The sequence below is a fragment of the Streptomyces dysideae genome (genome assembly GCF_001514305.1).
In the GTDB taxonomy this organism is placed as follows: Bacteria; Actinomycetota; Actinomycetes; order Streptomycetales; family Streptomycetaceae; genus Streptomyces; species Streptomyces dysideae.
This window is the reverse complement of the sequence record NZ_KQ949076.1, coordinates 166,241-185,086: the sequence shown is the minus strand read 5'-3', so window position 1 is coordinate 185,086 and position 18,846 is coordinate 166,241. Positions and strand designations below refer to the sequence as shown.

Annotated in this window: 13 protein-coding genes and 1 pseudogene; 4 read left to right on the top strand and 10 right to left on the bottom strand. The window is 73.6% G+C overall.

The features are described from left to right. Window positions 1-240: 240 nt before the first annotated feature. Complete coding sequence (locus tag AQJ91_RS57280; RefSeq protein ID WP_267891157.1) at window positions 241-366, bottom strand: hypothetical protein; 126 nt, start codon at window positions 364-366, stop codon at window positions 241-243. 194 nt (window positions 367-560) lie between these two features. Between AQJ91_RS57280 and AQJ91_RS04125 the strand changes: the two genes are divergently transcribed. The 3 genes and pseudogenes from AQJ91_RS04125 to AQJ91_RS04120 form a co-directional block, all read left to right on the top strand. Further along, window positions 561-1,484, top strand: a complete 924-nt coding sequence (locus AQJ91_RS04125) for a hypothetical protein (protein WP_067016438.1) — start codon at window positions 561-563, stop codon at window positions 1,482-1,484. 69 nt (window positions 1,485-1,553) lie between these two features. Next, the gene (locus AQJ91_RS58095) at window positions 1,554-1,976 is read left to right on the top strand and encodes a DUF6424 family protein (RefSeq protein WP_407696821.1); all 423 of its coding nucleotides are present in this window, start codon (window positions 1,554-1,556) and stop codon (window positions 1,974-1,976) included. A gap of 142 nt (window positions 1,977-2,118) precedes the next feature. Further along, window positions 2,119-2,508 (top strand): annotated as a pseudogene (locus tag AQJ91_RS04120) (response regulator); the annotation flags it as partial. A gap of 88 nt (window positions 2,509-2,596) precedes the next feature. Here the strand turns inward: AQJ91_RS04120 and AQJ91_RS04115 are convergent. Continuing rightward, window positions 2,597-3,691, bottom strand: a complete 1,095-nt coding sequence (locus tag AQJ91_RS04115; RefSeq protein WP_067016436.1) for a Gfo/Idh/MocA family protein — start codon at window positions 3,689-3,691, stop codon at window positions 2,597-2,599. Between the two features lie 55 nt (window positions 3,692-3,746). Then, complete coding sequence (locus AQJ91_RS04110; RefSeq protein ID WP_067016434.1) at window positions 3,747-5,165, bottom strand: MFS transporter; 1,419 nt, start codon at window positions 5,163-5,165, stop codon at window positions 3,747-3,749. 186 nt (window positions 5,166-5,351) lie between these two features. On the opposite strand from AQJ91_RS04110, the gene AQJ91_RS04105 reads away from it, so the two are divergent. After that, complete coding sequence (locus AQJ91_RS04105) at window positions 5,352-5,981, top strand: ScbR family autoregulator-binding transcription factor (protein WP_067016432.1); 630 nt, start codon at window positions 5,352-5,354, stop codon at window positions 5,979-5,981. A gap of 138 nt (window positions 5,982-6,119) precedes the next feature. On the opposite strand, the gene mreB is transcribed toward AQJ91_RS04105, so the two are convergent. From mreB to AQJ91_RS04065, 7 genes are all read right to left on the bottom strand, one after another. Next, on the bottom strand, window positions 6,120-7,157 hold the full coding sequence (gene mreB, locus AQJ91_RS04100) for a rod shape-determining protein (protein WP_067016430.1): 1,038 nt from the start codon (window positions 7,155-7,157) through the stop codon (window positions 6,120-6,122). A 172-nt stretch (window positions 7,158-7,329) separates the two neighbouring features. Further along, window positions 7,330-12,270 (bottom strand): SAV_2336 N-terminal domain-related protein, encoded by a 4,941-nt coding sequence (locus AQJ91_RS04095; protein WP_079084658.1) that lies wholly within the window; start codon window positions 12,268-12,270, stop codon window positions 7,330-7,332. A 28-nt stretch (window positions 12,271-12,298) separates the two neighbouring features. Then, entirely contained in the window at window positions 12,299-13,315 is a 1,017-nt protein-coding gene (locus AQJ91_RS04090) for an AAA family ATPase (protein ID WP_067016426.1), read from the bottom strand. Between the two features lie 30 nt (window positions 13,316-13,345). Next, on the bottom strand, window positions 13,346-15,028 hold the full coding sequence (locus tag AQJ91_RS04085; protein ID WP_067017196.1) for a VMAP-C domain-containing protein: 1,683 nt from the start codon (window positions 15,026-15,028) through the stop codon (window positions 13,346-13,348). Between the two features lie 26 nt (window positions 15,029-15,054). Beyond that, window positions 15,055-15,399, bottom strand: coding sequence for a CU044_2847 family protein (locus tag AQJ91_RS04080; RefSeq protein ID WP_067016424.1), 345 nt, complete (start codon window positions 15,397-15,399; stop codon window positions 15,055-15,057). A 121-nt stretch (window positions 15,400-15,520) separates the two neighbouring features. Next, a complete protein-coding gene (locus tag AQJ91_RS48700) occupies window positions 15,521-17,329 on the bottom strand; it encodes a carboxyl transferase domain-containing protein (protein WP_079084657.1) in 1,809 nt (602 codons plus the stop codon). Beyond that, the gene (locus AQJ91_RS04065) at window positions 17,322-18,776 is read right to left on the bottom strand and encodes an acyl-CoA synthetase (RefSeq protein ID WP_067016422.1); all 1,455 of its coding nucleotides are present in this window, start codon (window positions 18,774-18,776) and stop codon (window positions 17,322-17,324) included. The genes AQJ91_RS48700 and AQJ91_RS04065 overlap by 8 nt, the downstream gene beginning before the upstream one ends. Window positions 18,777-18,846 lie beyond the last annotated feature (70 nt).

The window sequence follows — 18,846 nt, the reverse complement described above, 5'->3', positions numbered from 1 at the left end:
TGCCCCAACAGGCAACATTCGCCCCGTCGCGACGCCCGGCACGGGGAGGTGTACGTCGTCAAGGCCGCCGCCGACACCCTGGCCAGGCAGCAGGGCAGCACCTGCTGCGCGGACCCGGCCGACGCCGACACGAAGGAATTGGCGGCTGCGGGCGGCTGCTGCTGATCCGCGGATGACCCACCTGCGGGTCGACGGGGCCGGCTCCCCTGGCGGGAGGCGGCCCCGAGGCGTATCGGGGCGTCAGGCGAGGTGCTGTCGGCTGCCGCTCCTCGCCGCGGACCTGATGGCGGCCAGCAGGCGGTGGGTGCGGATGGCCGTGGTGATGTCCGGGGCGAAACCGGCGCCCGTACGGATCGCGTGGGCCAAACCGGCGGCTGGTCACCACCTGGCCTGCATGAGTGCTCGAATCCTCGACCTGTGGCGGGGAGCTGCCCGACCAGCGCTGGCCCGGTCGGAGGCCCGCGCCTGCTGCTGCATCCCCTGGTGCTGGCCGCCTTGGTGGCGTACCTGACGTTTCTGCTGTGGCCGGGCGGCGAGCCGGAGGACGCCTATCCGGGGCTGTGGGCCACGGGTCACTGTTCGAGCTGTCGACCGGGCCGCTGCTGATACCCCTGCCCGCGATCCTGGGAGTGCTGCTCGGCCGGGTGGTCGGGTCGGCTTTCGTGGCTCCGCCGGCCGCGGTCGCCTTGCTGGCGGTCACCATCGTCTTCGTGGCCGACTCGCAGAGCGCGGCCTGGCTGCGCGGGATGGCGCCCGTGGTGTTCGACGAGGGCGCACGCCCGCTTCCGTCCGACCTGCTGGGGCGGGCCGCCGGATGGCACGCGCTGTATCTGCTGGCGCTCTCGGTGCCGGCGGCGGCCGGTGCGGTACTGGCGAGCGGCGGCCGGACGCGGGCCGTACGAGCCACCGCCCTGGCTGCGCTCGGCGCGGCCGTCACCGCTGTCGTGTTCCAGGGCATGGCGCCGTCGGGAGCGGTGCGCGAGGCACGTGAGGTGGCGACCCGTGATCCGGCGGTGGTGCAGGACTGCGAGCGGCGCGGGGCGACGACGTACTGCGCCTTCCCCGAGTTCACGCCCTGGATCGGCGAGTGGGCTCGGGTGACGGACAAGGTGCGGTCGCCGGCCGGCGGACCGGAGACGACGCGGGCACTGACCGTACGGCAGCAGGTCGCCGCCCTCGACGGGCTGTCGGGCCCCGCGGAACTCTCACCCGCCGCGCCGGGCGAGGCGACGGCTGCGCTCGCACTGGCCGCGGCGGTGGTGCGGTTCAGCGCGGTGCAGGCGCCGGGGCCGGGCGTGGCGGGCGCCGTGCTGGCGCTGCCGGTCACGGCCGCCGTGCTCCTCCCGCCCCGCTTCACGCTGTTCGTACCGCCGGGCGACCCGCGCTGGGCGGACGCCCACGTGCTGTGGTGCGGCGTTCTGGCCACCGTGCTCGCCGCCTGGGCGGTGTGCGGGCCGGAGCCGCGCCGCCGGTCCGGGGCATAGCCCGGCAGGAACGTTCTCGACGAGTGCGGCGGCCTCCCGCGTTGCCTGTGACAGTGTGTCAGCCCCTCGATGGCGGCCTCTCGTCGGCGCCGCACGATGGAGACAGCGGTGCTCGGGCGCGGCGTGGCGTGCGGGGCCGTCGGCAGAAGGGGCCCGCCCATGGATGACGCCGATTCTGTGGCAGTGCCCGGGGCCGAGGCACGGGGGACCGGGGCGGACCTCGAGTGGAGCATGCAGTTCTGCGCCGACCCCGCCAAGGTCGACCGGCTGCGCCGGGAGGTTCCAGCAGCAGATCGCTCCCGGGGCGGACACGGCGTCCACTCCGCCCGCCGGGTAGGCCATGGCCGTAGGGGTCCTGTCCTCCTCGGGGATTACGCCGCCGTACGGCCGCTCCTGCCACGGAGGCATGGCGGATGCCTCCGTGGGCATGATGTGCCGGGGCGGCGCGTGGACGAGGCTGGTCGCACCAGGCATCCGAGGAGGGCGTCATGAATCGCCAGATCCGCGTCCGCGTCAGGCGGCGGCCCGACGCTCCCCGTGACACGAAGATCGACCGGAGGACACCGTCGGGACGGTTGCTGCCGTACTGAAGCGCTGACGCGCCCGGACCGTACCGGCGTCGTAGCGTGAAGGCATGCGCGTGCTGGTCGTCGAGGACGAGGAGCGGTTCGCGGCGGGGCTCCGGGACGGGCTCGAGGCCGAGGGGTTCGCCGTCGACACGGCGCTCGACGGGGTGGACGGGCTGTGGCTGGCCCGGGAGAACAGCTACGACGCGATCGTCCTCGGCATCATGCTGCCGGGCCTCAACGGCTACCGGGTCTGCCGGGCGCTGCGCGGCGAGGGGAACCGGACGCCGATCCTCATGCTCACCGCCAAGGAGGGCGAGTGGGACGAGATCGAGGGCCTCGACACCGGCGCCGACGACCATCTGACCAAGCCGGTCTCCTACGCCGTACTCCTCGCGCATCTGCGTGCCCTGCTGCGGCGTGAGGCGCGGCAGCGGCCCGCCGTGCTCGCCGCCGGGCACAAGCCGCGCGGGTTCCGCGATCGCGGTGGCGCTGCTGCGGGCGGGCAACGCCACCCCGATGGGCCTGCGCCGTCGGTGTGTTGGGTCAGGGCAGGTGTACTCGGCTGCCGGTTCTTGCCGAGGACTTGATGGCGTCCAGCAGGCGGTGGGTGCGGGCGGCTGTTGAGAAGTTCGGGGCGGAGTCGGTGCCGGTGCGGATTGCTCGGGCCAGGTCCGTGTACACCTGGGCGACGTTGCTGACCGGGGACGGGGTGCCCAGCAGGGGGCGGTAGGTGTCGGGTACAGGCAGGTTCTGCGCCGGTGTGCCGTTCGCCGTTTCGTGGGTCAGCGTGAACTGTGGGCCCACCAGTGAGTCGTCGGACGAGACCAGGACCAGGCGGCCCTTCCGTCCGTGCACCTCGATGCGGAAGCCGTCGCCGCGCGGGCCGCCCGTCATGAAGTGGGCCGATGCCGCCGTGCCCGACTCCAGGAGACCGGCGACCACGATCTGGTCCGGTGAGGTCACCTCGATCCGCTCGCCGGTCTCCTCCATGGTGATCCGGTCGATCCGCGTCGTCAGGGTCGCCGACACCTCGGTGAAGTTCCCCACGGCGTACTGGAACATGTCCAGCGAGTGCCCGCCCACCACGGCGACGTGGTTGACGCCCTTCGTCTCGTCGAACAGCGCCGCGTACCGCTGCGACCACACCTCGGGCGTGGACAGCGAGTACAGCAGGGACGCCGACAACACCTCGCCGACGAGCCCCTGCGCCAGCAGGTTCCGCAGCAGCCGTACGGCGGGGTGGTGCCGGCTCTGCAGGCCCACCGCGTGCCGTACGCCCGCCGCGCGCGCCGCCGACTCGAAGCGCTCGGCGGTCGCCGCGTCCAGGGCCAGCGGCCACTCGCTGTACACATGCTTGCCGGCGGCGATCGCCACCTCCACCAGCCCGTCCCGGGACGGGAGTTGAACGGCGACGGTGACCAGATCGACGTCCGGGTCGGCGATCAGCGCCCGCGCGTCGTCGTAGGCCTTCGCCGCGCCCCACACGTCGGCCGCCGCCCGCGCCGACTCCGGGCTGGTACCGGCGACCGCGGTGATCTCGAAGCCGTCCAGCGCCGACAGCGCCGGGAGGTGGATGCCGCGGCCCCACCCGCGCTCGGCGTGCGCGCCGACGACTCCCACTCGGATCCTGTCCGCCACAGTGAATTCCCCTTGTTCGTCGGGTTGTTGAGTACGACCGTCACGTGATGCAACGTCAGACCGCTGTCGCTGTCGTCGCCTCGGACGCGGCGCCCGAGACCGGCTCCTCGTCCGCCGCCGCAGCCCTCTTCGTGTCCTTGAGCGCGAAGAACGCCACCAGCCAGGCCGCGAACACGAACCCGGCCGCGCACAGGAACGCCAGGCTGTAGCCGTCCCGCAGCGCCGGGATCTCCGGGCGGCCCTCACCGAGCAGGGCGTTGCTGTGCGAGGTGGCGACCGTCGCCAGTACCGCCAGACCCACCGCGGCGCCCGCCTGCTGTGCCGTGTTGTTCAGGCCGGAGGCCAGACCGGCGTCCTCCGGGGCCGCGCCCGACATGGCCCGCATGATGACCGACGGCACCGTCAGGCCCATGCCGAAGCCCTGGATGACGAGGGTCGGGGCGACGTCGGTCCAGTAGTCGCCGCCCACCGGTGCCCGGCTGAGCAGCAGCAGACCGGCGCCGAGGAACAGCAGGCCGGTGAGCAGGACGCGCCGGGTGCCGAACCGGGCGGTGAGCTTCGCCGTGAAGAACAGGGACATCGTGCCGATCACCAGCGGCGCCGGCAGGAACGCCAGCCCCGTCCGCATCGAGTCGAAGCCCAACACCCGTTGCAGGTAAAGCGCGTTGAGGAACTGGAAGCCGAACCCGGCCGAGAAGACCAGCACCACCGCGAGGTTGGCGCCGACGATCTCCCGGCTGCGGAAGATCCGCAGGGCGAGCAGTGGACGCCGGGCGGTGGCCTGCCGCCACACGAACGCCGTGAGCAGTGCTACCGACACCGTGCCGTACAGCGCCAGTTCGCCGCCGCTGAACGTCTCCTCGGACACCTGCGAGATGGTGAACACGCCCAGCGAGAGACCGGACGTCACCAGCACCGCGCCGATCGCGTCGGCACCCGCGCGCAGGCCCAGCCCCGGCTGCCCGGCCGGCAGCTTCAGGCCGAGGGCGAGGGCGGCCGCACCGATCGGCAGGTTGACCAGGAACACCCAGTGCCAGCCGAACGCGTCGGTGATGACACCGCCCGCGATCAGCCCGACGGAGGCGCCGCCCGCCGACACGAAGCTGTAGATGCCCATGGCCCTGGCCTGCTCGGACGGCGCCGGGAACAGGCCGACGATCATGCCGAGCACCACCGCGGACGCCAGGGCGGCGCCCACGCCCTGCAGGAAGCGGCCCGCGATCAGCGTCTCGGGGCTGCTCGCGACACCGCACACCAGGGAGGCGGCGGTGAAGGTGACCAGACCGCCGAGGAACACCTTCTTGGTGCCGAGCAGGTCACCGAGCCGGCCGGAGAGCAGGAGTAAGCCGGCGAAGGCGATGAGGTAGGAGTTCACCACCCAGGACAGGCCGCTCTGGGAGAAGCCGAGCCCGTTCTGGACGGCCGGAAGGGCGACCGTGACGATCGTCCCGTCAAGGATGATCATCAGCTGCATCGTGCAGAGGACGGTGAGTGCCAGGCCGCGCGAACGGGCCTGTGCCGTAGGGGGAGTTGTCGTGGAAGTCACCTCGGCAGTTAACAAACCAGTCGACCTGTTTGTCAACCAAAAACAATGCGGTTGGTTTTTTTATGCGGGAAGCAGGCAGACTGATACCGAGCATGGAACGAAGGGGATGGCGGCATGGTCAGGCAGGAACGCGCGGAGGTCACCCGGGCGGCGATTCTCGACGGCGCGGCGCGGGCCTTCGACGCCGAGGGCTACCACGGGACGACCCTCGGCGACATCGTCAAGGAGGCCGGCGTGACGAAGGGCGCGCTCTACTTCCACTTCGCGTCGAAGGAGGAGCTCGCCCAGGCCCTGATCGACGAACAGTTCTCCGCGCTGGACTCCGTCACCAACCCCGAAGAGCCCGGCGTGCAGTCGGTCATCGACATCCTGCACATGATGGCCCGGCAGCTGGTCGGCAACGTCCGGGTGCGCGCCGGTATCCGGCTCGTCGTCGACCAGAGCTCCAAGACGGGCATCGTCAGCGAGCCGTACACCCGGTGGATCGGCCTCTTCCGGGACTGTCTGGCCCAGGCGCAGGACCGCGGCGACATGAAGCCCGATGTCGACCCCGAAGGGGTGGCGCGGCTGATCGTCGGCTCCTGGACCGGACTGCAGCTCAGCAGCCAGGTCCTCACCGGCCGCAAGGACCTCGGCGAGCAGACCACCCTGATGTGCCGGACGCTGCTGCCCGGCATCGTCCCGTCGCGCAGGCTCGGCCGCTTCCGGCCGGAGGGCAGCGCCGGGAGCGCAGTGGTGGCGTGACGGGCGGCCCGTTGCAGCGGCCTGTCCACGATGCGCTGGAGGGTGCGCGCAGTTCGAGGTCGGTGCCGACGGCGAGGACGGCTTCGAGGAGGGGCGGCAGCCGGGGAACGGACACGTCGTACGGGGACTCAGGAGGACTCAGCTGGACAGCGGGTCCAGCTCCAGCGGCTGGATCCTGCCCTCCAGCATGGTGCCCACACCCTGCACGGCGCAGATGTCGGGCCGTTCGGCGATGTGCACCGGCATGCCGGTGGCCTGACGGAGCATCTGGTCGAACCCGGGGAGCAGGGCGCTCCCGCCGACCATCATGATCCCGCGGTCGGCGAGATCGGCGACCAGGTCGGGCGGGCAGACACGCAGCACCTTGCCGACGCCGTCGAGGACGGCGGTGAGCGGCGTCTGGATGGCGTGCCGTACGGCGGCGGTGTCGACCTGGACGGACCGGGCGAGACCGGTGGCGACGTCACGTCCGTGGATCTCGGTGGAGGTCGGGCCGTGGGAGGTGAGCCCGTTGCCGGACAGGGCGAGCTGCAGGGGCCGTACGTTCTGGCTGGGCAGCATCAGCTCGTGCTGGTGCCGCAGGTGCTGCACGATCGCGTGGTCGACGGCCTCGCCGCCGACCCGGATGCGCTCGGCGGTGACGATGGAGCCGAGGGAGAGCACGGCGACCTCGGTCGCGGCGGCCCCGCACACCATGATCATGCTGGCCTCGGGCCGCTCCACGGGCAGCCCGCACCCCACGGCGGCGGCGATGAGGGTGTCGACGAGTTCGACGCGCCGCGCCCCCAGCCCGACGAGGGTCTCGATGGCCGCCCGCTGCGCCAGCGGATCGGCGTTGTGCGGAGTGCAGGCGGCGGCCCGCAGCCGGGGCTTGCGGCGCAGGGTACGGCGGACCTTGTCGCCGAGCAGATGCCGCAGCATGCGCTGCGCCATCTCGATGTCGACGACGGTGCCGCCGGTGACCGGCCGTACGACGCGGATGTAGTCGGGGGTGCGGCCCGTCATCCTCTCCGCGAACTCGCCGACCGCGATCAGTGCGCCGGTCCGGGTGTTCACGGCGGCGACGGACGGCTGATCGACGACGAGCCCGGCGCCCTTCACATAGACGCGGGTCCTGGCCGCCCCCAGGTCAACGGCGAAGTGGCAGCGGCGCAGCTGCTCCAGACTGGCGGTCATGGCGGGTCCTCCCGAGAGCACAGACCGTGGGGCGCCGGGTGGCGGCCTCTTTCGCATCGTGCGGGGGTGGGGGAGGGGGCGCGTGTTGTGGTGAGCCGGGTGGGGTGCGGCTGAATGGGGGGTTTTGTTGCTTATGTTGTATGTAAGTCCGGGGTAAAGCGCTGATGAGGGGTTACAGGGTGAGGGCGGCCTCGATGAGGGGCTGCGGGGAGGGAACCGTCACCTCGCAGCCGGCCTCCCGCAACTGCCGCTCGGCGTCCGGGGTCGGGGCGATGCCGACGAAGCGCAGGCCGAGCCGCTGGGCCGCGTCGAGCTCCGCGACCGAGGAGCCGATGACCAGCCCTGTCGGGGCCGGGACACCCAGGGTGTGCAGCGCGCGGAGGAGGCAGTCGGGGTGGGGCATCAGCAGGCCCAGATCCTCGGTACGGCCGTGGACGCCCTGCAGGGGGAGCTCGATCCGCTCCAGATAGCGGTGAACGGCCTGCTCGCAGCAGTCGGTGATCACCGTCACGCGTCGCCGGCCACCGGCCCGGAGGGCACGGACCAGGGCGGTGGTGTTCGAGCCGGGGACGGCCCCGGCGGCGGCCCGCAGCTCGAGTTCGTCGAGGCGCGTGCGGAGCACCGGGCCGAGCCGGTTGTGCGCGAAGGCGCGGAGGACGTCCAGCGGGTGCACGAACTGCTCCATCGCCGCGAACGGGCCGGTGAGAAGGCGGCCCTCCAGCGCGTCGGCGGGGTCACGGTTCTCGACGACGAGGGAGAGGAGGTCGAGGGCGGCGTCGCGGGCCGCCTTCCTCGGGAACAGGTGGGTGAGGGTGCCGTCGAAACCGAGGAGGACGGCCTCGGCCTCGGCGAGGAGGGGGTGCAGGGGGGAGGAGGTGGTCGGGTCGTGTCGTGGTGCCGGTTCCTCCTGTGGCGTCAGCAGTACGGAACACGACACGGACAGCCCCGGCACCGGCCACTCGCGCAACCCGTCGAACAGCGCGTGCTGCGCCGCGCCCACCCGCCGCACGGGGTAGCGGCGGGTGATACGGGCCGCCTCCTTGGCGAGATGCTGGAGAAGGGCGTCGGCGATGTGGGTGGTTCCGCCGTCGACGAAGGCGACCGGGTTGTCGACGTGCCAGGACAGCTCGGCCGTGGCGGTGAAGGCGCCGCCTCGGGAACCGGGGAGGACCAGTGTGGTGCCGGTCTGGTGGGGGGTGAGGTCCACCTCGTAGTAGGTCACGAGGTGCGGATCGTCCTGCCGGGCGCGGACGATGGCGGTGCGGAACGGGTCCGTGGGGGCGAGGTGGTCCAGGTTCGGGACGGTGAAGGGGCCGCGTACGAGGTCGCGGGGTTCCGGTGTCGCGCGGGACAGAATGCAGGACCAGGCGATGGGCGCGGCCGCCGGATCCGGGCGCAGCGGCTCGAAGCGGAGGCCGACGCGTTCGGCGGAGCTCCTTGCGAACCCTTCCAGAAGGGTGGTGGAGACGACGACCGCGATGTCCGCGGCGTCCCTCTCCAGAACGGCCCGGACGTCGGGTGGCATGGCGGATTCGTCCGAGTCGGGCCACCAGGACGTGTGCCAGAACGCCGCCCACACCCGCGGCGGGTCCTCAACCCCGACGAGGAACTCGGGCAGACTCCGCGCCACGGCGGCCAGGGCGGGCAGCACGTCGGCCTCGTCGTCGAGAACGACGACGTAGGCGTCGTCCCAGGAACGCACCTCGGGCGAGGCGGACAGGAGATCCGGAACCCAGCTCACCAGACGCTCGACGGCCGCGCGGGCCTGCGGATGCCCGCTCAGTCCGTCCGCCCCGAAGACGATCACCGGCCGCTGCCGCTGCCCGTGTGCCGTGCGCAACTCCCGGTACAGCTCCCGCAGGGCGGGGCCGATCGGATCGCCGTACTGCCGTTGCCGGTACTCCTCGTAGGCCTCGTACGCCTCGACGGCCTCCGCGATCCGGCCCACGCCCTTCAGCGCCAGCATGTGCAGCCTGCGGAAGTCCTCACGGTCCGGGTGGTCCCCGATGAGGCCGGTGAGGTCGGCCGCCGCCTGCGCGAAGTGGCCCAGTTCCAGGTCGAGTTCGGCGCGTGAGACGCAGAGGGTGAGGCGCAGGGTGCGGAGGCGGGCGCGGGTGGCCTTGGCGGCGGGGCCCGGGATGCCGTCGAGGGGATCGCCGTACCAGAGGTCCAGGGCTTGCTGGATCAGGGCGCGCTGGGTGCCGGGGTCCTGGTCGTGGGCGCGGCGGGCGAGGAGTTCCTCGCAGTGGAGTACGTCGATGTGGTCGTCCGGCGCGTGGAGGGCAAGGCCGTCGGCGAGGGCGGCGAGGGTGCCGCGGCCGAGGAGGCGCCGTAGCTCGTCGGCCAGGGGCGACATCCGCTCACGCGCCTCGTGATCAGGGAGCGGCTGCTCCCACAGGCCGTCGGAGAGCTCGGCGTTGGTGACGCGGCGTCCCTGTTCGAGGAGCAGCATGCACAGCAGGGCCTGGGCCTCGGGGGAGGGTGGGAGTGTCTGTCCCGAGTCGCGTTCGATGCGCAGCGGGCCGAGCAGTCCGAAGCGTGTGCCGTGGAGGGAGGCCGCCCCGAGCGCTGCCGCCCCGGTCAGGTCGCCGTCCGCGATCTGGCCGAGCAGCCCGCGGAACATCGGAGGGGCGGCCACCTGCCGGGCCATCTGCCGGAGCAGAGAGTTGAATTCCCGGAAGTCCGATGTCGCGTCGTGGCCCGGGGACTGCTCGCCCAGCGCGAACCGGCTGATCACGACCGTACCGTCCGGCTTCAGCAGCAGACCGTCCCAGCCGGCCTGGCCGCGGACCAGGCCACGCTCGTGCAGGGCCGCGAGCCCCGGCGGTACGTCCCGCACCAGCCGGGCGAACACGCTGAAGGAGACGCCCGGGCCGCTCCCCAGCTCCAGCTCGGCCAGCGTCACCCCATCCGTGAACTCCGCGACAAGATATGGCCGTTCGGCATCGACTCCGTAGGCCGGCACACGGACCACGTTCGGATGCCGCAGCCCGGCCAGCGCCCGCGCCTCCCGCAGGAACCGCTCCTGCGGCGCCGCCTGCCTCGGATACCGGTGCACCACCACCGACTCGCCGGTCCGTACGTCCACGGCCGCCCACATCCGCTGACTCGGCCCACGCTGCCCGACCAGCCGGTACCGCCCCCCGATCAGCCCGGCCTCGGACCCGCCCCCGCCGAGCCGCCGTACGGTCTCCTCGGCGACCGTCGCGAAAGCCGTACCCTCGTCCCCGCGCGCCTCCGCCCGGAACTCCCCGGCCGCCAGACCCGCCCGCTCGTCGATCAACCCGCCCACCCGGGCCAGGAATTCACGCGTCCTGGTCCGTGCCGTACGCGGCAGAGACCGCAGCAGCAACTCGCGTACGCCGGGCCGGAAGGCGTAGGACCCCGGCGGCCCGGAGACCGCGGTGAGCATGCCGCTGAGGATGATCTCGGCGAGGTGCTGAGGGCGCGGAGCGGGCTCCAGCGCGCGTTGGACCAGCCGCATCACCGGCAACGACGGCACGGCCAGGGCCAGATGCCCCGCCAGCCGGAACGCCTCCGGAGACGCCGTCGCCCGGAACCGCAGCACCAGCTCCTCCGGCGTCAACGAGCCTACGTCAGGGGTCTGTTCGGCGGGCGGCACAGGCGTGGGCGGCAGCCAGGCCAGCGCGCCCGGGGCCCGGCCGCCGTCCGGGGCGGCGATCAGCCCGGCCCAGTTGGCGAGCCAGGCGGGGGCAGGTTCCAGGACCGGGAGGGGGACGGCCGCGCGGGGTGCGGGCGGGGCGTCCGGGGCGTACGGCCGGAAGGAGAGCGCGACCGCCGGTGCCGCCGCCGACGGGGCCGTGAGCAGACCGGCCTCGGCGGGCAACGCCGTGGTGTGCCAGAGGTGTTCGGGCAGCGGCTGGACGACGGCCAGCGGCATGCGGGCCGCCCAGCGGCGCAGCGTGCGGTACCAGCGGACACCCGCCGGGCCGGGGCGCCACTGCGGGCCCATGCAGTCACTGACGACGAGCGTGACGGTACGGCCGTCGGCGAGCACCGGGACGTGGCGGGCGCGGCCGTTGGGGGTGGCCTGGTGCAGGGTGACCGTGCGGAAGATGCCCGACTGGGCGAGTGTGGTGTGCAGTTCGCGGACCAAGGGGCGCCAGACCGGCATGGTCGGACCCGTGTCGTACACCAGATTGAGGCGCAGCCAGCGGTCGGGGGCCGGGCCCAGCACGGGCACCCACAGGTCCGGGTGCGCGCCGAGCCGGGCGATGCGGTCGGCGGTGGCGTGCTCGTCCAGGACGCGGGCGCGGGGCGAGGGCACCGTGCGTTTGAGCGGGCGCAGGGCGCGCTGCAGCGCCAGGGGGTGGGACAGCATCGGGGGCGCCGGGGCGAGCAAGGGGGTGCCGGCCGGGCTGGGGGTGGGTGCCGGTTCGGGGAGGTGGAGGGGGATGCGGCCGTTGTCGGGGGGTGGGGTGGGGGTTTGGGGCTGCTGTGCGGGGTGGGGGTGCTGGTGCGGAGGTACGGGGGCGGTGGGAGGCGCTGGGGGAGGGAGAACGCCGGTGGCGGTGTGGTCGCCGGAGGGCCGCCGGGTATGGGCGTCCTCTTCCGACGCCTCCAACTGCCCCGCGAACCACAACAGTTCGGCGAGCTCACGAGGCGTTGGACTCTTCTCGCCGACCGCATCGCCTCCGGCGCCGACGAGCAGGGCGCTGAGGCGGGCGATGGCGGGTTCCCTGCGACCGGTGATGGCTGCCGGCCCCTGGTGCGGGGCGTCTGGGGTCCTGGGGTTGGGGGCGCTCGGCGTCTCGTGGTCGGGCGCGTCCGGGGTCGCGCGGTTCGGGGTGGCGGGGGTGGCCGCGTCTGTTGTCGCTCGATCGGGGGCGCCTGCGGCCCCGGGGCCGGGCGCGTCCGCGGTCGCGTGGTCCCGGTCGTCCGCGTTCCCGGGGCCGGCTCCGCCTGCCGGCCCCCGGCCGACCGCGCCTGCGGTGTCAGGGCCGGGAGCGTCCGCCGCCCCGCGCTGTGCCGTGCTCGCCCTGCCGGTGCCCGCCGCGCCCGCCTCCCGACCGTCCGCCGCGCCCGCCTCCCCACCGTCCGCCGCGCCCGCCTCCCCACCGTCCGCCGCGCCCGCCCCAGGCGCCCCGGACATTCCCTCCGCTCGTCCCTCCCCTCGCTCCTCAGAACCCATCGCCGTCCGCCGTCGCGCTCAAGTACGGCATCAGCTGCTGGGCCAGTTCGTCCCGGGAGCCGGCGTCCAAGCCCGCGATACCCGTGAGGTAGATGGCGTTCAGCAGCTGGTCCGTGGCCAGTTCGCCCGCGCCGGCGCGTTGCAGGAAGGCCGTGATCAGGGACTCGGCACGGGTGTCGGGGGCGCCGAGGTGGGCGCGGACGATGTCGGTGAGCTGGGTGCGGTCGGGGCGGCGCAGGTGGAGGCGGACGCAGCGGCGGAGGAAGGCCGGCGGGAACTCACGTTCGCCGTTGCTGGTCAGGACGACGAAGGGGAAGGCACGGCAGCGGACCCGGCCGCGGACGACCGTCACCGGGTCGTCCGTGCCGTCCGCGAGGACCTCGGCCGTGCCGTCGGGGGAGTGGCGGGCGGCGCGGACCAGTTCGGGGATCTCGTACTGGCCCTCCTCCAGGACGTTCAGCAGGTCGTTCGGCAGGTCGAGGTCGCTCTTGTCGAGCTCGTCGACCAGCAGGGCGCGCGGCCGGCCGTACGGGAGCAGGGCCGTGCCCAGCGGGCCCAGCCGCAGGTGGTCCTCGACATCGCCGGCCGGACGGGGGCCGGGGCCGTTCTCCCGGGCCGCGTACAGGCGGGACAGCGGGTCGTACTGGTAGAGGCCGTCGGCGAGGCTGCTGCGGCTGGTGATGTTCCAGCGCAGGACCGGGCCCAGCCGCAGCTCGCGCGCCACCGCGTACGCCAGGGACGACTTGCCGGTGCCGGGCGGCCCGGTGACCAGCAGCGGGCGGCGCAGGCACAGAGCGGCGTTGACGAGTTGGACGCTCTCGGGCGTGGCGACGTAGGTGCGGGCGCGGTGCACACGGTCCGGTGAGACCGCCGCCCCGTCGTCGCCGTCGGCGGGCGGCGCAAGCGCGGGGGCGCCGTCGAACGCCCGCCAGGGAGGTGGGGCGGGAAGGTCGGCGATGCCGTCGTGCGGTTCGTTGGTGCCGGTGTAGACGGACCAGTGCGGCATGGTGCGGACTCTCCGGTCTCGGGGGCCAGTTCAGGCGACGGGCACCTGGGCGTGGACGGCGGTGGCGTGCTGGTCGGTGAAGCGGCGTGGGTCGTCCCACAGCAGCTGGAGGTCCCGCGCCCAGTGGCCGTCCTCCGCGTCGGCCGCCTCGCGCAGGGCCAGCACCCGGCGCGGTATCCCGGCCGGCGGCACCGGGGACACATGGGTGTCCACGGCGTCCAGGAACGCCGCCCCCGGACAGCCGTCCGCGCAGCCGGTCTCCCCTGCGTCGCAGCCGCTGCGCGACCACACGATCACCGGGACCGGCACGGTCAGCGACGTCTCGAAGTGCGGGCGGGTACGCGCCGAGTGCGGGGCCGCGCCGAAGCCCGCGAGGCCGGCCCCGGCCTGGCGCAGCGTCAGCCGCAGCCGCCGGGGATCCTCGGCGGTGCCGCACGGCACCCGGTGCAGCCAGGTGCGCGGGTGACCGTCGAGCTGCTGCCAGGCTCGGGTCAGGACATGCCGGGTGCTCTTCTTGCGGCGGCCGTGGTCGGTGACGACGACCGGGTACCGGCAGCCCAGCGGCGTGTCGTCGTCCGGGCCGGTCTCCCAGCGGTCGACGGGCCAGTCGAGCCAGTCGCGGGGCAGCGCGAACGCGATCAACTCGTCCGCGCCGGGCGTCAGATGGCCGAACGCGGCCTCGATACGGTCCTGGACGTACCCGGTCAGCCGGGCGCGCGGCACCCGGTCCGACGCGACCGGCTGCCGGCATCCCTCGTTGTACGCCGACACCTCGACCAGAACCGTGCCGTCGCCCGCCCCGCTGTGGTCGAGCTCGACCAGGATCGACCCCTGGACCGCCTGGGACGGCACCGGGGCCGGGGCGTTCAGCAGGGCGCCGAGGCGGTCGGCGAACCGCGTCACCGTGCCCATGTCGTCGACCTCGCACAGCGCGAACCACGCCGCCGACCACAGGGAGTCGAAGCCCTCCAGGGGCGGCGGCGGATCGAACGGGCCGCGCGCATCGGCGTAGAGCCGCACCGGATCACAGTCCAGGCCCGCCCGAACCGCCTTCTCGACCAGCCCGCGCAGCCGCGCCCCGTCAGGATGCGCCGGCCCCGGGACGGGCACGAGGGCGCTCAGGGCGGGCCAGTAGCGGGCCATGACATGGGTGGGCATCATCCGCCCGGTCCGCACCTCGCGGGCGCCGGCCATCGCCGTGACCATGCCGACGACCTCGCCGGTGTCGACCAGGGTGACCGCGGCACCGCTGAACCCGGCGGCCAGCGGCTGCCCGTACCCGCTCCAGGCCTCCAGCTGGATCCACTCGTCGCGGATCAACCACGGCGCCGTGCTGCGGCATTCGGTGAACTTGCCCTCGTCGTACCCGGCCGGGAACCCGTACGCCACCAGCTTGCGGTCGTCGTACGGGACATCGGCCGGGGCGAGGGCCGCCGGGACGACGGCGACCTCCTGGTCCAGTTCCAGTACGGCCAGATCGCCGGGGTCGGTGCTACGGCCCGCCCAGCCGCCGTCCGCGACGACCCGGGCGGGGACGGGACCGGCCTTGGGGCGGTTCGGGAAGGACACGGTCACCGGGCCCGGCCGGTTACCGCCGTGGACGACATGGGCACAGGTCAGCACCTTGTCCCGGGTCACCAGGAAACCGGCGCCGGCCACTTCGCCGCCGCACTCGATCCGGGCGTGCCACTCGGCGTCCCGCGCGCCGCGCATGCCGTTCATCCGGTCCCACCTGCCGCTCATACCGCCCCGCCGGCCTCCCGTTCGGCCGACGGCGACCACGTCAGCCGCACCACGAGATGCCCCTCGGCCGCACCCTTGGCGATGATCGCGCCCGCCTCGGCGGACATCTTCACGCCGAACTCGATCTCGACACCGTCGGGCCGCAGCGAGCCGTCCCGGAACACCCGCAGCGCCGACTCGGCCGCCGCGCGCACCCCGTCCAGCGCGCCCTCGAAGGTGCGCGTCGCCTCCACCGTGCCGTCGCGCCGGGCGACCAGCCGCGAGCCGGACGCCCCGTCGTCCACGGTCTCGACCGCGACCACGGCACCGTCCGCGGTCTTGAACTCGACCAAGCCATCCATGACGCCCCCGTCACCACCCGTCACGCCGCCACCGACCGATCATCCCCATTGTTCAGGACGGTACTTGGGGTTGTCCCCTTGCGAATGAGTTTTTCGTCGGCCACACGAACCCCACACGCTCTCAGGAGCGACGATCACCTGACCCAGGAGAGAACTGACCCTCCGCTCGGATAACCCCCAGCTCCACCAAGTCCTGCGGCCGGATCCGCAGCTGGTCCGCCGTCGCCTCCACCTCCTCCGCCGGCCGCTTCAGGATCGCCGCCGCCAACTCCGGCGCGATGACCGAGAAGTAACTGTCCGGGGTGGCCCAGGTGTTGCCGGGCGCCGCCAGCGCCAGCGCACCGCCGGAGCCGCCCTCGCCGATCAGCAGCGTCGTGACCGGCGTCCGCGCGGACGCCACCGCGCCGAACAGGTCCGCTATCGCGGCCCCCGCCCCCTGCCGCTCCGCCTCCGCGTCGTTCGCCGCGCCGGGAGTGTCCACCAGCGTCAGCACCGGGATGCCGAGACGGTCCGCGAGACGGATCAGCCGGGCCGCGGTGCGATAGCCGGCCGGGCGGGTCGCCGTCCCGGTCTGGGCGGCGTACGCGACGGTCCGGCCCGCGTGTTCGCCGAAGCCGCAGAGCATGCCGTCGTCGGTGCCGCCGCAGCGGTCGCCGCTGATGGCGACGCGGTGGGTGAAGTAGTCGTCCAAGTAGGCGTCGGCGCGCGGGCGTTGCGGGGATCGGGCGCGCTGGACGGCCTCCCAGCCGGTGAGGGGGACGTCTGGTGGTGTGGTGGCGGGCGTGGGGAGTTCGGGCGCGTCGCCGGTGGGGTGGGGTTCTGGTGTGGTGCTGGGGGCGCCGGTGGTCGTGGGGGGGTGTGGTGTGGTGCCGCATGCACCGGCGGTCATGGGCGCTTCCTGCGTGTGGTCGGCTGCGGGGGACTCCACTGCGCCGTCGGCTGAAGTGGCCTCCGGCCCGGCGTCGGCTGAAGTGGCCTCCGGCCCGGCGTCGGCTGAAGTGGCCTCCGGCCCGGCGTCGGCTGAAGTGGCCTCCGGCCCGGCGTCGGCTGAAGTGGCCTCCGGCCCGGCGTCGGCCGAAGAAGCCGCCGGCCCCCCGCCGGTCGCGGGGACCGCCACCGCGCCGCCCTTGACGGAGAGCTCTGCCGCCCTCGGCGCCCGGGACTCTGCCGCCCCCGGCCCCCGGGACTCCGCCGCCCCCCGCGCACGGGGCCCCACCGCCCCCAACCTCCGCGGCACCGGCGCCTCCTCCACCGACACCCCCGTCAGCAGCCGCAGCCACCACCCCAGCGTCTCCCGCAGCTCCTCCGGCGCCACGACCGCGTCCGCCGCCCCCGCCGCCACCTGCGCCTCCGCCGTGTACGCCGTCGGATCCGCGTCCGGTGGCCGTACCCGTGAACCCGCGAAGCCGACCTGGGCGCCGGGCAGCGCGAGGATCACGTCGGCGCCCGCGCCCAGCGTGGCCCAGCCGCCGCCTGTGGTCGGGTCACGCAGGACCGCGATCTGGGGCAGTCCGGCATCACGCGTGAGCGCCGACTGCCGGGCCACGCGCTGGAGTTGGGTCAGGGCGCGCATGCCCTCCTGCATGCGGCTGCCGCCCGTGGCGACCAACGGGACGACCGGCAGCCGGTGTTCGCGGGCGTAGGTGTACGCCGCCTCCAGCCGGTCGCCGGTGCGTTCGCCGAGTGAGCCGCCGAGGTAGCCGAACTCGAACGCGATCAGTACCGCCCGGGTGCCCTCGACGTTCGCCGTGCCGCAGACGACGGACTCCTCCTCGCCGGTGCGCTCGGTGGCGCGAGCGCGTGAGGCGTCGTAGCCCGGCCAGGCGAGCGGGCCGTTCGGCTTGGACTCCCCTGGTGGGTGGGGGAGTTGGGTGAAGTCGTCGGTGACGAGTGCGAGGGCCTCGCGGGCGGAGAGGCGGTGCTCAGTCATGGGTCAGGGCCCGCTTCATGATCTTTCCCATGTCGTTGCGGGGGAGGGCGGTGAGGTAGTGGACCGTGCGGGGCCGCTTGTGCGGGGCCAGGCGGCGGGCGACATGGTCGGCCAACTCGCCCTCTGCGGGCGGCGATTGGGGATCCGCCGGGACGATCCACGCCACGATCCGCTCACCCAGGTCGGCGTCCGGCTCCCCGGTCACGGCCGCCTCCCGCACCCCCGGGTGTTCGAGGAGCGCGTTCTCGATCTCGCCCGCCCCGATCTTGTAACCCCCGCTCTTGATCAGGTCGGTGGCCTTGCGGCCGACGATCCGGACGTACCCGTCGGGGTCGCGCACCGCCATGTCGCCGGTGCGGAACCAGCCGTCCTCCGTGAAGGCGGCGGCCGTGGCGTCGGGCCGGTTGAGGTACCCGGTGAACAAGTTCGGGCCGCGCACCTGGATCTCGCCCACGGTCTCGCCGTCGTACGAGGTGAGGGGCGTCCCGTCCTCTTCCACGAGCCGCACCTCCACGCCCGGCAGCGGCACGCCGACGGTGCCGGGCCGTGGCCCACCGTCCGCACGGACGCTCGTGTTCATCAGCGTCTCCGTCATGCCGTACCGCTCGACGACCCGCTGCCCCGTCGCGGCCGCGATCCGCTCGTGGTCGTGCACGGGGAGCGCGGCGGAGCCCGAGACGAGGAGGCGGGCCTTGCCCAGCGCCTGCGCCAGCCCCGGGTCCTCGGGCAGCGCCTGGGCGATGCGGTGGTACATCGTCGGCACGCCGAACAGCATGGTCGCGCCGTCGTTCAGCTCACGGGTCACGCCGTCCGTGCCGAAGCGCCCCAGGTGCCGTACCGAACCGCCGCGGCGCAGCGGGCCGAGGATGCCCAGCACCAGGCCGTGCACATGGAACAGGGGCAGGCCGTGGACGAGTACGTCGTCGCCGGTCCACTGCCAGGCATCGGCGAGCGCGTCCAGGGTGGAGGCGATCGCGCGCCGGGGGAGGACGGCGCCCTTGGGCGGGCCGGTGGTGCCGGACGTGTAGACGACGAGGGCGGGGGCCTCGGGGTCGGTGGCCGGGGTGGGGGTGGTGCCGCTGGTGCCGCGCGCCTCTACGTCTACGTCGATGCGTGCCAGGTCCCTTAGCGGGGGAGGGAGTTCAGCGCCGGGTGCGGCGAGCACGAGCGTCGGCGCGCTGTCGGTCAGGATGTGCCCGAGTTCCTTCTCGCCGGACTTCGGGTTGAGCGGTACGGCCGCGACCCCGGCCTCCAGCGCCGCCACCACCGCGACGGCGGTCTCCAGCGTCGGCGTCGCCCAGACGGCCACCCGGCCGGCGCCCGCGACACGGTCCGCCAGGGCGCCGGTCGCGGCGGCGAGCTCCGCGTACGTCAGGGACCGGTCGCCGAACCGCAGGGCGACTCGCCCCGTCGGACCGGTCGTCAGGGCCGGGAAGAGAGAGGTCACGCGTCGTACTCCTTAGCTGTCGCTGCCTGTTGCCGTAGTACTCGCTGTCGCTGTCGCTGTCGCTGTCGCT

Excerpts from the sequence above, each read along its gene's own strand:
- AQJ91_RS58095 (WP_407696821.1), top strand. The coding sequence starts at position 1,554 with ATGGCGGCCTCTCGTCGGCGCCGCACGATGGAGACAGCGGTGCTCGGG.
- AQJ91_RS04110 (WP_067016434.1), bottom strand. The coding sequence starts at position 5,165 with ATGCAGCTGATGATCATCCTTGACGGGACGATCGTCACGGTCGCCCTT.
- AQJ91_RS04105 (WP_067016432.1), top strand. The coding sequence starts at position 5,352 with ATGGTCAGGCAGGAACGCGCGGAGGTCACCCGGGCGGCGATTCTCGAC.
- mreB (WP_067016430.1), bottom strand. The coding sequence starts at position 7,157 with ATGACCGCCAGTCTGGAGCAGCTGCGCCGCTGCCACTTCGCCGTTGAC.
- AQJ91_RS04095 (WP_079084658.1), bottom strand. The coding sequence starts at position 12,270 with ATGTCCGGGGCGCCTGGGGCGGGCGCGGCGGACGGTGGGGAGGCGGGC.
- AQJ91_RS04090 (WP_067016426.1), bottom strand. The coding sequence starts at position 13,315 with ATGCCGCACTGGTCCGTCTACACCGGCACCAACGAACCGCACGACGGC.
- AQJ91_RS04085 (WP_067017196.1), bottom strand. The coding sequence starts at position 15,028 with ATGCGCGGCGCGCGGGACGCCGAGTGGCACGCCCGGATCGAGTGCGGC.
- AQJ91_RS04080 (WP_067016424.1), bottom strand. The coding sequence starts at position 15,399 with ATGGATGGCTTGGTCGAGTTCAAGACCGCGGACGGTGCCGTGGTCGCG.
- AQJ91_RS48700 (WP_079084657.1), bottom strand. The coding sequence starts at position 17,329 with ATGACTGAGCACCGCCTCTCCGCCCGCGAGGCCCTCGCACTCGTCACC.